The following is a 13,715-nucleotide window of genomic DNA, read 5'->3' as shown; positions in this document are numbered from 1 at the left end:
TTCGGACGAAAGTCGGGGGGAAGGAAATGGCAAGGGGAAAAGAAAAAGAGGTTTTGCATTTAAACAAACAAAACGGATTCACCCTTTTGGAAATCCTCGTGGCCATTGCTATTACCGCAGTTATTTTTTCTCTGGTTTATGGAAGTTTTTCCACCAGTTTTTCGGTTTCCGATCGAATCATGGAAGATCGAGAGTTTTACAGAACCGTTCGTGTGACCCTTTCAAGAATGATCCATGAATTAGAGAGCGCCTATTGGAATCCTGATGAGGAGGGGACTCTTTTAATGGGGTCTCATGCACAGGTTGATGGTTACCCCAGGGATTCTGTTAGATTTACTTCTCTGTCTCATTACCGCCGCGGGGCCGAAAACCGGGAATCGGATCTTAACCTGCTCCGCTATTACCTTGAAGAGGATCGCGGGCATTCTACTCTTTTACTGTTTCATGAGGAAGAAGTTAATCTTTTTAGTTTAACTCCCAAAACCCAACAGGTTTTTGAGTTGGGAGAAAGACTTAAGGGGTTGGAATTTAAGTATTATGATGGAAAGGAATGGGTTGAAAATTGGGACTCGACCGAGCGTCGGGGACTCCCTAAGGCAATTGAAATAAACCTGGTCCTTGAGGATATTCAAGGGAGGGAACGGGAATTTACCACCAAAACCACATTGGGTTTAGTTCAATAAAATGTTTCGAATTATTCAATGGTTTCAAACAAAAAAATTTCAAATTGGTCTTGCTTTTGGGTATGCCCTTTATACTTTTTTAGCCATTCTGCTGTTTCTGGTGCTGACATTTCCTTATGACCGAATTGAAAAGATTTTGGTGGAATGGGTTGAGGAAAGGACTCCCATTCACCTTTCGTTGAAGGAAAGATCATTTCTCTTTCCGATGGGGTTCCAATGGGAACGGGCTACCGTCAGTGTTCGCTTGCCTCTTTCGGAAGAAGCCCTTTTTATCAAGGAGTTGAAATGCAGAGTGGCTGTGCTTCCTTTATTTTTCGGCCAAGTTCATGGATCGTTTTCAATGAAAGCCATGGAAGGCCTTGTAAAAGGAAAACTTCAGGTCAATCCAGGCCGTCATTCTTCCAGGATCCATTTCTCAGGAATAGGTCAAGGGTTAGAGTTGTCTTTTCTCAATGGGTTCCTTCCCGAGGCGACGGTACGGGGTAAAATGGGTTTAGAATGGGATCATGATTGGGAAAATGAAGAGGTGTTAAAAGGGGATGGGTCTGCATATTTCAACCTTGAAGAATTTTCCGTTCGGGATTTCTCCTATCATGGTTTTCCCATTCAAACTCTATTTATCTCACAAGGGTCCAGCCGGGTGACAGTTGGCAGAGGAAGGGGAACCTTAGAAGAAATTCGTGTGAAAGGTGATTTGTTGGATTTAGAAGGAACGGGAAGCCTTCTTTTAAGGAACCCTTTTTCTACGAGCCTTTTGAACCTTGATTTAAAGGCACTTTTAAAGGGGGATCTTAAAGAAAATGAATTGATCTCTCTTATGATTCCCTCTGTCAGAAATGGGGAGCGCCTTCGCATTATCGGAAAAGGTTCTTTAAGAAATGTTCAATGGTCAATCAACGGCTTGGACTTATCTTCCCTGTTAACCATGTAATGGCTGAGTGCTGAAAGGTTTAAGTCCATGGGACAAAAAATAATCGGTTTGAAATTGGGTTTGGGATCGATCAGGGTTGTTACCCTCCAGCAGGGTCTCTGGGGTCTTGAAGGGGGAGAGTGCCGTTCCATTGAAATTAAAACTGGGGTTTCTGCTGAAGAGGGGATTCGAGAGGGGTTACAAAATCTTATTGGGTCAGGGGTTTTAAAAGGAGAAACCGTCATTGTTTCTCTTCCCGGAGATGAGGTCATGACCCGAGTGATCTCCCTACCCTTTCATGATCCAAAAAAGATTGCCCAGGTGGTTCCCTATGAAGTAGAGGGTTTTCTTCCAATGAACGTGGAGGATCTTGTTATTGATCATCAAATATTGAATCGGAGGGAGGGAACTTCCGAGGTTTTAGTGGCCGCGGTACCCAAAACCACTGTTGAGCGATATTTACAATGGCTTCGTGAGGTCGGAATCGAACCTAAAATTATTGAGCTAGAATCCATGGCCCTTTTTAATATTGCACGGTTTTTCGGGGTTTTTAATGAAAACGGGAATTTACTAATTGATATGGGACGGAGACGGAGTTCCCTGTGCATTGTAAAGAACGGGGTTCTTAAAATGGTTCGAACGGTACTTTTTGGAGAGGAACAATTGGAAAGCATCCTCACTGAAAAAGAAGGGATGGACATCCATGAAGCCCGAGGTTATTTACACCGGTTGGGTTTAAAAAAACAGGAAGATACCCAGAATACCCATCTCGAAAAAATTTTCCCCTTGTTGAGAGATGTCTTGGATTCGTTTGTGAAGGAAATTATGACGACTTTACAATTTAATCATCTCCAAGGGGAAGAAGTCATTTCTCATCTTTTTATTTGTGGAGAAGGCTCTCACATTCCAGAGGTTTCACAATACTTAGCTCAGGCTTTAGAGATGAGTCTCATTCCGATTAACGATCTGGGACGAATCTCATCCAAGCGAACCCTTTCATTGAAAAAAAGAGAAAATATTTTAGAATTTTTACCCCACGATGAAAAAGGGTTATATCTGCCTGTGTTGGGGTTGGCGTTGAAGGAGGTAATTAGTGACGAGGGATCTTGGATAAATTTCAGAAAAGGGGAGTTTGTTTATGGAAAAGAAACACAGGCTTTGCGTAGGCGAATTTTTATATTAGGCGGTCTGGTTTTTATTATTTTAAGTTCAGGTCTGTTGGATCTTTACATTCATTTCCATATGAAAGACTCCCGGCACCAAAGTTTAAAAGAAGACCTCAGTCAAACCTATATGGCCATGTTTCCCGGTGCAAAAAACGTGGTGGATGAGGTTCAGCAAACGCGGTCTGCTTTGGAGGAAATGAAAAAGAAAATAACCAAAATAGGAACGGGACAGGTAACCCCATTGCAGATCCTTGCCGAATTAACTTCCCGCATCCCTGAAGAGGCTGACATTGAAGTATATGATTTAAGCATTGATCAATCGAAGGTTCGAATGGAGGCGGAAGCCGCCAGTTTTGATTCCATTGATAGTATTAAAAGGTCTTTTCTGAAAGTTAAAGAAGTTAAAGAAGTGGTGGTCAGCGATGCCAGGGTAAGTGCGGAAAAAGACAGGGTAAAATTTAGGGTTACCCTTGAGTGGAGGGAAGGAATATAGATGAAAATCCTTTTTGGTGCTTTCAAAAAAGCCTTGGGTGTTGATCTTTTTAAAAAACTCTCCCACCGGGAACGGATTTTTACCGTTAGCGGGGGAATTACCCTGGTTTTTCTCTTCGTATATTTTTTTGGGGTTAGCCCTTTATTGGAACAAATGAAAACCGTTGATCGGTTAATTCTTCAAAAAGAAGATGAATTACAGAAAATGGCTTTCCTCAAAAAGGAATTTGATGAACTAAAGGGTAAACTCCGCGGGATCGAGCAGAAAATAAGCCAGCAAAAAAAAGATTTTAGCTTGTTGTCATTTTTGGAAGGAACAGCCAATACGGTTGAAATCCGAAAGAATATTTCTTCAATGCGTCCTCAACCCATCGCTTCGGAAGATAATAGCTTTGAGGAGGATTCCGTGGAGGTGAGGGTGGAGAATGTGAAGCTATCCCAAATTGTAGAGTTTTTAACCGCCATAGAGTCCTCTCCCGTTTACCTCCGGGTAAAACAGGTGCGTTTGAAAACACGCTATTCCGATCCCAATTTTATGGATGCCACCTTCTTGATCTCGAGTTACCAGAAAAAATTCACCTAAAAATACCGGTAGTTAAAGGGAAATGGGTTCCTTCTCCAAGGTATGGAAAAAAAAGTTATAATGAAAAGGGGTTTTCCTTTTTTTAATTTTCTAACCACCCGTAACAGGATTAAGTGTTGAGGTTGATTTTCCAGTCAGGATTGTGAAAAACTCGAAAGGATGGGGAAAAATAGGTCATTTTTACTTAAGAAAAGTTGGGGGCCATTGTTCCATTTTGGGCAACCAGAGGGGAGTTGCCCTACTGATGACCCTTTTGGTGGTGACCCTTTTGGTGACCCTTATTTTGGGCCTGGATTCCACGGTTAGAAGGGATTTGAGAATGGTTGGAAACCTACGGGACGATTTTAAGGCTACCTACATTGCCAAATCCGGGGTAGCGGCGGCCCGTGCGTTATTAAAGGAAGATTCCAAACGGAGTCCTAAATATGACGGTTTTGATGAAGTCTGGGCCACGCCCTTTCCTCCTTACCCCTTGGGAGATGGCCTTATTGTGGCAGAAATTGGGGATGAGGCGGGTAAATTTAACGTAAATACAGTGGTTAAGTTTTCTGGAGAGAATAAGGTTAAAGATGAAAAACGCGTTGAGATACTGATGCGACTTTTTGAGCTTTTGAATATTGATCCCAATGATGCGGTTGAAATAGGTGAAAGTATTGTAGATTGGATTGATTCTGATAATGAGACCTTGTTTGGGGCTGAAGATGGGTATTATGCCAACCTTGAACAACCTTACCAAACTAAAAATGATTTTTTGACCCATCTCTCGGAACTCCGGCAAATCCGGGGAATGAAAGAGGAAATTTACCAAAAAGTAACCCCTTATTTAACGGTCTATCCGATTCCGAAAAAGGGGGGAAAAAACATTCTAATCAATGTGAATACTGCTGATGCGGTTGTCATACAGGCGTTTTCCGATGAAATTACATCAAAAAAAGCACAACAAATAATGGAAAACCGTTCTTTTGATAGCGATGGAGATTTTAAAGAAGATATGAACGCAATCATAGGTGAAGGCCTTTTTTTAGGGACCGATATCGGGGGGGGGAGAAGTGGGCTGGGGTTCAAGGAGGTGTTTGGATTCACGAGCGATTTTTTCTCTGTTCATTCCCAAGGAATTGTCAATGATATTCAAAAAAAGGTTCATGCGGTGGTTCAAAGAAATGGAAACCCTGAAATTCTATATTGGCGGGTGGAATAAGAATTTAAAATTTGGTTAATTTAAGGAAAAATACTTTTTGAAAAAAATGAGGAGGAGTGGATGGAGAATTTAAAGAAATGTTTGAAGGCACCCTTGGTTTTCGGGTTTTTAATTTTTTTGAATGCCTGTGGAACCTTAAACGGGGATCCGGCTATGGCCAAGCCCACTGTTCCTATAAATTTTTCAATGGATCTGGCCTCCTCATCTCAAAATGGGGATGAGATGGTTTTAACAGCCCGGGTGACCCCGCAAATCGATGCTCCTATGGTGAGGATCAGAGTCGAAATCCCCAAAGAAGTTCAGATAACCCAGGGAGAAAAAATGTGGTCTGGACCCTTGAAAAAAGGGGAAGAAAAAATAATTCAAATTGGGGTGATGGTATCGAAAGAATTAAACCATCAGATTTTTGGCTTTGCCAGTGTTGAATTTCCGGATGGTACAAAAATGACCAAAAGTGCGTTGGTGAACATTTCATCCCCAGGCGGAATCAAACAGAAAAATGGGGTCCAACCCCAAATTAGAAAAAACCGGTTTAATGAGGATGTCATTGAGTTTCCAGGGGAGGTCCCAAATCAATAAAGCTTTTTTAATGATACAAAAAACCGGGTTTGAAGGTTCAAAGTTGGGTTTCATTTTATTTCTAATACTGAGCCTCAATCTTTGGGGTTGCGGGGGAAGTAAGGGGAGTGAGCAGATCTGCCAATCCAGTGGTACTACGGTTTCAGGTACAGCCACTTTTGAAAACAGGGTCATTGATTTTAACGGATTTACGGGGGTAAGAAATAACCAGCCCATTCGTTTTGCAGATGTGGAGGTCGTAAGAAACTCAAATGGGTCGGTCATAGCTTCTGGGGCAACCAACGGTTCCGGTTTTTTCTGTATCGACTTTGGTGCTCCTGAAACGGATGTGTATGTGCGGGTTTTGGCAAAAACCAATCATCCCGATTACAACCTCCGGGTAAAAAACCTAGGCGATACGACCATTTATTCCGTAAAATCAAATCCTTTTAATAGTCAGGATGCTCCTAGTTTTACAAAAAATCTGAATGCCACCGTTAACGATGGAATTTCCGGTGCGTATAAAATTTTGGATACCTTCGAGAGAGGTGTTGATTTTGCCAGGCAGTTAACAGGGACAATACCCCCCGGGTTGAGAGCCTTATGGACAGTGGGTTCTGATCCCGGTACCGGTTTTTCGATGGACCCTAATGGGGCTTTTATACAGATTAATGGAGGGGCCGACCCAGATGAATATGATACCGGGGTAATATATCATGAATTCGGCCATTTTATGTCCGAAGTTTATTCAAAAGATTCCTCTCCTGGGGGGCCACATAGCCCCGTTGACAATACACTAGATATCCGATTGTCCTGGTCAGAAGGCTGGGCTTCTTTTATTTCGGGTGCAATCAGGAATGACCGTTTCATTTTGGATGTAACCGGCGGAGATCCGCCAAACAATGGATTCTCACTGCTGGTGGATTTGGAATCAACCCCTTCTTCGGTGGTGGATGATGAGGTATATACAACCAATGAACTGGCTGTTGCAAAAAGCTTATGGGATATTTTTGATAATAATGTCGAAAATGAACCCTTTGATGGATTGAATACCGGGCTCAGTCCTATATGGGATGTGATTACCAATTATATGACGCAGACGGGGGTTCGAAACGTCAGTATGGAGGATTTTTGGGAGGGATGGTTCCTTCAGGGTCATAACTCACTGACAGAAATGGAAAACATTACCAAAGAATTTAAAATGGATTTTTTTGAGGATTCGTTTGAAAATGATGATACTCCTAATTCCTCGAGAATATTTAATTTAGGATCCCCGCGGGAAAACCACACCATTTATCCCAATGGGGATGTTGATTATATAGCCTTTGATGGTATATCTGGACAGAAATATACCATTGGGACAACGGATTTAAAAAATGGGGCGGATACCTATTTAGAGATACTGGATAGCAATGGTGTGTTGCTTATTCCCCCTGATCCAAATAATACCAATGATAATAGAAACGGCAGCAGTTACGACCCTTCCTGTGGCCAGGTGCGTAAACCTTTTTGTCCTATCAATGATCAAACAACCCTTTCTTCAGAAATTGTATTTACACCATCCCAAACGGGCCTATTTTATGTTCGGGTCAAATCTTCTCCGAATGCACCCCCTTCCGCAGGGCGTTTAGGGACTTATAGTATTCTCATTACCAGTCCTTAAGTCCTTACCTTTTTTTAAAAATTTAAAAAAAGATTCTCACTAACCTTCCGTTGGATTGAGCCCTATATTCCAAGAACCTTTACAGGAACAGAAATTTTCTGTTTTAACTCATTGATATTAATAATAAAAAAAAAATAAAAAAAAGCTTGATTTTTGGGTCAGGCCTTTGTATATTAGCACTCGCTTTCAGGGAGTGCTAACAATATTTGGTTTCTTTTAATTTGATTTATTTCAAAAAGGTTTTTCCCAAACCTGTTTTTTTGAAACCCAATAACAAAAAAGGAGGTTAAAAATGGCAGCAGAAGCCGTTGCAAAGCAGAAAGGAGCAGTTTCTATGAAGTTTAAACCTTTGAAGGACCGTGTATTTGTCAGCTATACAGAAGAATTGGAGAAAACCGCGGGAGGAATTTACATCCCAGACGCAGCCAAGGAGAAACCTCAAAAAGGAAAAATCGAGTCTATTGGAAATGAGGTAAAAGGGGTGAAAGTTGGGGATGTCATCCTCTTTGATAAATATTCGGGGTCAAAGATCAACATCGATAATGTGGAATATCTCATCTTGAAAGAGGAAGATATTCTTGGGGTCTTTGATAAATAGAGATAAAAGTTTATTAACCTTTTTTGACCAAAGTTTAGCAAGGAGGAAGAATCAATGGCAAAGCAGATCGTTTTTCGAGATGAAGCAAGAGCGGCCATTCTAAGGGGAATGACGCAATTGACCGACGCCGTAAAGGCCACACTGGGCCCCAAAGGGCGAAACGCTATTTTGGATAAAAAATTTGGAGCTCCTCTGATAACCAAAGACGGCGTTACTGTGGCAAAAGAAATTGAATTAAAAGACCCTTATGAAAATATGGGTGCACAGTTGGTCCGTGAAGTGGCGAGTAAAACCAGCGATATTGCTGGGGATGGTACCACCACGGCCACCGTTTTAGCCCATGCGATTTTTCGAGAGGGGTCCAAGAATGTATCTGCAGGGGCCAATGCCATGGAAGTGAAGCGGGGAATCGATAAGGCCGTGGAGCTGGTGGTGGAAGAGTTGAAAAAGCAAAGCAAGCCCTGCCAAGACAAAAAAGAAATTGCTCAAATCGGAACTATTTCTGCCAATACCGATTCGACCATTGGAGATTTAATTGCAGAGGCCATGGAGAAGGTTGGAAAAGACGGTGTGATTACCGTTGAGGAAGCTAAAAGTATGAGCACCTCCTTGGATGTGGTTGAGGGGATGCAGTTTGACCGGGGTTATTTATCTCCGTATTTTATCACGGACCCAGAAAGGATGGAGATTTCTCTCGAGGACGTGTTCATTTTAATTAATGAAAAAAAGATCAGTACCATGAAGGATCTTTTGCCCGTTCTAGAGCAGATTGCAAAGATGGGTAAACCTTTGGTGATCATTGCGGAAGAAGTCGAAGGGGAAGCCCTAGCCACTTTGGTGGTAAACAAACTTCGAGGAACCCTGGCCTGTGCAGCTGTGAAAGCTCCTGGGTTTGGAGATCGGCGAAAAGCCATGTTAGAGGATATTGCCGTTTTAACCGGTGGACAAGTCATCTCTGAAGACCTTGGGTTAAAATTGGAAAACGTTAAGATTGGCGATTTGGGTCGCGCCAAACGCGTCACCATCGATAAGGATAATACCACCATTATTGAAGGTGCGGGAGAATCCAGCAAAATTCAAGGTAGAGTTAAGCAGCTCAAGGCTCAGGTTGAGGAGACCACTTCGGATTATGACCGGGAGAAGCTCCAAGAAAGACTTGCCAAAATTGTGGGTGGTGTTGCGGTGATTAATGTAGGAGCTGCCACTGAGACCGAAATGAAGGAGAAAAAGGCGCGCGTTGAGGATGCCCTTCATGCAACAAAAGCGGCCGTGGAAGAAGGAATTGTCCCCGGTGGAGGAATTGCTCTCTTGAGGTGTATTCCCGCACTGGATAAGATGAAATTGGAAGGGGATCAACAGATAGGCGTGAATATTATTAAAAGAAGTTTAGAGGAGCCGATTCGGCAAATTGTCCACAATGCGGGGTTGGAAGGTTCTGTGGTGGTGGAACGGGCCAAAAAAGAGAAAGACACAATAGGATTTGATGCAGCAGCGGAGGAATATGTGGATATGCTCAAGGCTGGAATCATTGATCCTACAAAAGTGGCCCGGTGCGCACTTCAGAATGCCGCCAGCGTGGCATCTTTAATGTTAACCACAGAAGTGATGGTGGCTGAGATACCAGAAAAAGAACAAAAAATGCCTCCGATGCCTGGTGGTGGAATGGGCGGAATGGGCGGAGACATGTACTAAAATTACCCTTTGTTTTCCAGAATGAACGGGTAAAAATCTCCAAACCTTTCCTGTTCCTTTGTTTCAAGGAGCAGAAAATGAAAAACCCCTCTTTCTATCTTGAAAGGGGGGTTTTTATTTTAGAAGGATTAAAGAAATTTTGAAATTCCAAAAGGGTAGGATTTAGAAATTAACTATGTTATGATATTTTTCAAAACTGGGGTTAAAAAAGAAGCAAGGGGGCATTATATGATCCGGAAAGACATAACCCAATCTAGCATAATTTTTCTCATTATGATTTCCCTCTCATTTTTAATGTTGGCTTGTGCCGGTCCTACCCTACGGGGGGGGAAGATGCCTCCTTGGGTAAAGGAAGGAAACGGAGCTTTTTCCGATGGTGGAAAAAAGGTTTTTTATGGTGTAGGTGCGGTGGTGGGGATTAAAAATGAACCCTTGGCGCGTGTTTCCGCAGAAAACCGGGCTCGGGCGGAAGTGGGAAAGATATTTAAAACCTACACCGCCTCTTTGATGAAAGATTATGTAGCATCCACAACAGGAGGCGCAGCCGTAACAGCGGAAGGGGCTGCAATGGAGGAGCAGCATATCCAGCAAACGATTAAGACTTTTTCATCGGTGACCTTGTCTGGAGTTATGATTGTTGATCATTGGGTGGATAAAAATACTGAAACACACTATTCCCTTGCCAAACTGGATTTGGAAAATTTTAAAAACAGCACAGAAAAAATGCAGGAGCTCAACGCAAACGTTAGAGACTTTATTCGTGAGAATGCTGACCGAAGTTTTAATGAGTTGGCTAGCGAAGAGAATCATTTAAGATGATTAGGGGTAATCCGGTCCAGGAGGTCAGGGGTATGGGAAAATGGCCTTTTTGGGGATGGGAGATTTTGAGAGAGGGGAACCACATGAAACTCCAAAGAGAACCTGGAATTTTATTTTTGGTATTGGCAATTTTCCTTTTATTAGAGGCCTGTGGGGGATTAAAGGTTTCCCGTGTGGAGCCGGAAACCATGACGGACCTCAGCGGTCGGTGGAATGACACTGATTCGAGGTTAGTGGCCCAAGAGATGCTGGGCGATGCTCTGGGGCGCTCCTGGTTGGATACCTATATTGCCCGAAAAGGGAAGGAGCCCTCGGTTATTGTTGGAACCGTTGTCAATCGAAGTCACGAACACATCAATGTTCAAACCTTTATTAAAGACCTTGAGCGGGAGCTAACCAATTCCGGAAGGGTAACCTTTGTTGCGTCCAAATCTGAAAGGGAGGAGGTGAGGCAGGAACGGTTGGAACAACAGGAGTTTTCCTCGGAGGAAACCGCAAAAGGCCTAGGAAAGGAAATTGGGGCCGATTTTATGCTGAAGGGAACCATTAATACCATTTTAGATGAAGCCAAAGGAACAAAAGCCATTTTTTACCAGGTGGACCTAGAAATGATTAATATTGAAAATAATACCAAGGCTTGGTTTGGACAGAAGAAAATAAAAAAAATTATTCAACGGAGCCGTTTCGGTTTCTAACTTAACCGTTGCGGGATGAAATATTATAACACTCGACTTCCATTCTTTTTTCTTTCCCTTTTCCTGAACTTATCCTGTAGTCCCATTTCCCACCACTATAATCAGGTTGAGACCTTAATCTCAAAACAGGATTTTGAACAAGCGGACCAGGTCATCGAGAAAAATCAGAAGCACTATGGACCAAAAAATAAGTTGCTGTATTTAATGGACCGAGCCATGACACTCCACCTTTTGGGTCAATTTACGGAGAGTAACCAGTTCCTTCACCAAGCAGAACAATTTGCGGAAAATCTGTATACCAAAAGCATTGTATCGGAGACTGGTGCTTTTTTTACCAATGATAATACCCTTCCCTATGAGGGAGAGGATTTTGAACGGGTGATGATACATTTGATTTCAGCTTTGAATTATACCTATATGAAAAATTTGGATGAGGCTTTGGTCGAGGTGAGAAAAATAGACCATCAATTGAATCTTTTAAATGATCGATATGATAAAAAAAGCATTTATAAACAGGATGCTTTCGCAAGGTATTTAAGTGGAAAATTATATGAAGCCAAAAAGGAACCCAATGATGCCCTTATCGCTTTCCGAAAAGCCTATGAGGCTTACCAGGATGATCAACATAATTACGCAATAGCCATTCCGGTAGCGTTGAAAAGCGATTTACTCCGATTAACCCAGTTCCTTGGGCTAGAAACTGAAAATAGCCAATACCAGGAAGGTTTTGGCCAGACCCATTGGTTAACCCAAGAGGAATATCAAAAATTAGGTGAGGTGGTTTTCATCAGCCTTAAGGGGCTTTCTCCTATTAAAGAAGATTTTTTTATTACCGCTCCTGTTCCTGATGGCCGAGGTGGAATTTATATTTTAAATATTGCCATGCCCCGGTTTATCCGCCGTTCCTCTAATATTTCCTATGCTTTGGTCAGTGTCTGGAACCCTAAAGAGTCTTTTTCCGAGAAAACGGTTACCGTGCAAAATATTTCTGATATTGCGATTAAAAACCTTGAAGATCGGGTGGGAAGGATTACAACAAAAGCCATCGCACGTGCTTCTTCAAAATTTTTACTAGCCAGAGGAATTCGGCAGATGGCTGGGAAGGATGAAGAACCGCTTTCCTCTTTTTTGGCGGAGCTAGGAACCAATCTGTTCTCTTTATTTTCTGAACAGTCCGATAAAAGGAGCTGGCGTACCTTACCCGGTGAAATCCAGATGGCGGGGGTCCTGGTTACTCCAGGGCAATACCAAATCAGAGTGGAGTATTTCAATTCATTTGGTAAAAAAGTAGCCCAAAGAAATCCTTCAAAAATTGAAGTGAAGGCAGGAGAGAAGGTTTTTTTAGGGGCCCGAATGGTTAACTCTTCTGAATGAGCGTTTGATTGGAAAAATTAATAAATTTAATGGTATTCGATGCTAAAATAGAAATATATTTTTTTGGTTTAGCCCTCCTATTTCTTTTTGGGGATTTTTTTTACGGGTGTGGAAGGATTAAAATAATTTCCCCTCCTGATTGGGTTAATGGGGAAAGCGTTGATTACCCAAGGGAGGAATACCTAACAGGAGTGGGATTTGGTGATACCCGGGAGAGCGCTGAGAAGAAGGCCTATGCAGCGCTGTCCCAAATTTTTCAAGCCAACATTCAATCCCAAAGCCGTGAGTGGGAGGAGTTTCTCCAGTCATCTGGCCAAAATCAAATAGACAAAAATCCTGTAGTCCAACGAAAAATTAAAATTGATCAATTAACTCAGGTTTCAACAGAGAAAGTTCTTGAAAATATTTCCATTGCTGAAGTTTGGGAGGATCAACAAAAAAAGAAATTTTTCGTGCTGGCCATCATTAACCGGGGGCACTCTGTCCAGATTCTAATGGAGAAGATTAGAGATTTGGATAAAAAAGCTTTGGAGTTGTTGAACAATGTCCAGAATTTGGAGCAAATTCAAAACCCAAAAGGGTTGGAAAGTAAATTGCAAATTGTTCAGAATCTACATGGGGCCCTTCGAACAGTACTGGTTCGGCATGGATTAAACGCTGACCTTCAAATTATTGAACCCTTTGGTCGGGGGATGGAATCCCCATTTTCTTTAGAGAAGATTTCACTCCGGCTCAGAAAATTTCTTGAGCAGGACTTGGATGTGGTTTTGGAAGTTTCTGGTCCTTTTCAAAGGGAGATTCGTATGGCTTTTGTTCGATCCCTTTCCCAGGAGGGTTTCCCGTTTATTGAAAACCAATACCGAGAGGATGTGGAATCTCTTTTAATTAAGGTGGAATTTAGTCTTTTTCCCCTGACCCTTCAGGCTCAACCATTTTTTAATTGGCAGGTGAGTGCCATTTTAAAGGAGAAAAGCAGCGGTAGGGTTTTTGGATCCCTCAACAGGAATGGACGAGAAGGCCATGTGAATAAAAAAGAAGCCGAAGCCCGCGCGGTTCGGTTTGCCCAACGGGTTATTATTAAAGAAATTGGCCCCGAAATATCGCAGCGAATTTTTGGAGATGAAAAAAACCTTTTTTAAAAACGGCTCATCGTGGAAGTGAGTGGGTAAATTTTGTCATTACCCGCCTGTCCGGCGGGCACTTGCAGGCAGGGGAAAGCGGAAATCCAGGCCCTTCCCGTCATTCCCGCGAAAGCGGGAATCCAGAAGATGTTGATTTTAAGGA

Annotated in this window: 13 protein-coding genes; all 13 read left to right on the top strand. The window is 42.4% G+C overall.

Annotated features, from left to right (window positions below):
* Positions 1-26 precede the first annotated feature (26 nt).
* The 13 genes from VGB26_09380 to VGB26_09320 all read left to right on the top strand — a co-directional run bounded on the left by VGB26_09380 (position 27) and on the right by VGB26_09320 (position 13,570).
* Entirely contained in the window at positions 27-683 is a 657-nt protein-coding gene (locus VGB26_09380; GenBank protein HEX9757998.1) for a type II secretion system protein GspJ, read from the top strand.
* Between the two features lies 1 nt (position 684).
* Positions 685-1,614 (top strand): type II secretion system protein GspN, encoded by a 930-nt coding sequence (gspN, locus tag VGB26_09375; GenBank protein ID HEX9757997.1) that lies wholly within the window; start codon positions 685-687, stop codon positions 1,612-1,614.
* A 27-nt stretch (positions 1,615-1,641) separates the two neighbouring features.
* Positions 1,642-3,252 carry a type II secretion system protein GspL gene (locus tag VGB26_09370; protein HEX9757996.1) on the top strand — a complete coding sequence of 537 codons (1,611 nt, stop codon included), beginning with the start codon at positions 1,642-1,644 and terminating at the stop codon, positions 3,250-3,252.
* The gene (gspM, locus tag VGB26_09365) at positions 3,253-3,834 is read left to right on the top strand and encodes a type II secretion system protein GspM (GenBank protein ID HEX9757995.1); all 582 of its coding nucleotides are present in this window, start codon (positions 3,253-3,255) and stop codon (positions 3,832-3,834) included.
* Positions 3,835-3,976: 142 nt separating this feature from the next.
* Complete coding sequence (gspK, locus tag VGB26_09360; protein HEX9757994.1) at positions 3,977-5,032, top strand: type II secretion system minor pseudopilin GspK; 1,056 nt, start codon at positions 3,977-3,979, stop codon at positions 5,030-5,032.
* Positions 5,033-5,092: 60 nt separating this feature from the next.
* Positions 5,093-5,611, top strand: a complete 519-nt coding sequence (locus tag VGB26_09355) for a hypothetical protein (protein HEX9757993.1) — start codon at positions 5,093-5,095, stop codon at positions 5,609-5,611.
* Between the two features lie 10 nt (positions 5,612-5,621).
* Positions 5,622-7,253, top strand: a complete 1,632-nt coding sequence (locus VGB26_09350; protein HEX9757992.1) for a hypothetical protein — start codon at positions 5,622-5,624, stop codon at positions 7,251-7,253.
* Between the two features lie 334 nt (positions 7,254-7,587).
* Positions 7,588-7,851, top strand: a complete 264-nt coding sequence (locus VGB26_09345) for a co-chaperone GroES (protein ID HEX9757991.1) — start codon at positions 7,588-7,590, stop codon at positions 7,849-7,851.
* A 54-nt stretch (positions 7,852-7,905) separates the two neighbouring features.
* On the top strand, positions 7,906-9,543 hold the full coding sequence (gene groL / locus VGB26_09340) for a chaperonin GroEL (GenBank protein HEX9757990.1): 1,638 nt from the start codon (positions 7,906-7,908) through the stop codon (positions 9,541-9,543).
* A gap of 333 nt (positions 9,544-9,876) precedes the next feature.
* Positions 9,877-10,362 carry an LPP20 family lipoprotein gene (locus VGB26_09335; GenBank protein ID HEX9757989.1) on the top strand — a complete coding sequence of 162 codons (486 nt, stop codon included), beginning with the start codon at positions 9,877-9,879 and terminating at the stop codon, positions 10,360-10,362.
* Between the two features lie 83 nt (positions 10,363-10,445).
* Positions 10,446-11,057: a penicillin-binding protein activator LpoB gene (locus VGB26_09330; GenBank protein HEX9757988.1), complete on the top strand. Its 612-nt coding sequence runs from the start codon at positions 10,446-10,448 to the stop codon at positions 11,055-11,057.
* A gap of 15 nt (positions 11,058-11,072) precedes the next feature.
* Positions 11,073-12,431 (top strand): hypothetical protein, encoded by a 1,359-nt coding sequence (locus tag VGB26_09325; GenBank protein HEX9757987.1) that lies wholly within the window; start codon positions 11,073-11,075, stop codon positions 12,429-12,431.
* Between the two features lie 29 nt (positions 12,432-12,460).
* A complete protein-coding gene (locus VGB26_09320; GenBank protein HEX9757986.1) occupies positions 12,461-13,570 on the top strand; it encodes an LPP20 family lipoprotein in 1,110 nt (369 codons plus the stop codon).
* Positions 13,571-13,715: the final 145 nt, after the last annotated feature.

This window comes from Nitrospiria bacterium (genome assembly GCA_036397255.1).
Classification (GTDB): Bacteria; Nitrospirota; Nitrospiria; order DASWJH01; family DASWJH01; genus DASWJH01.
This window is presented reverse-complemented; position numbering and strand designations above follow the sequence as displayed.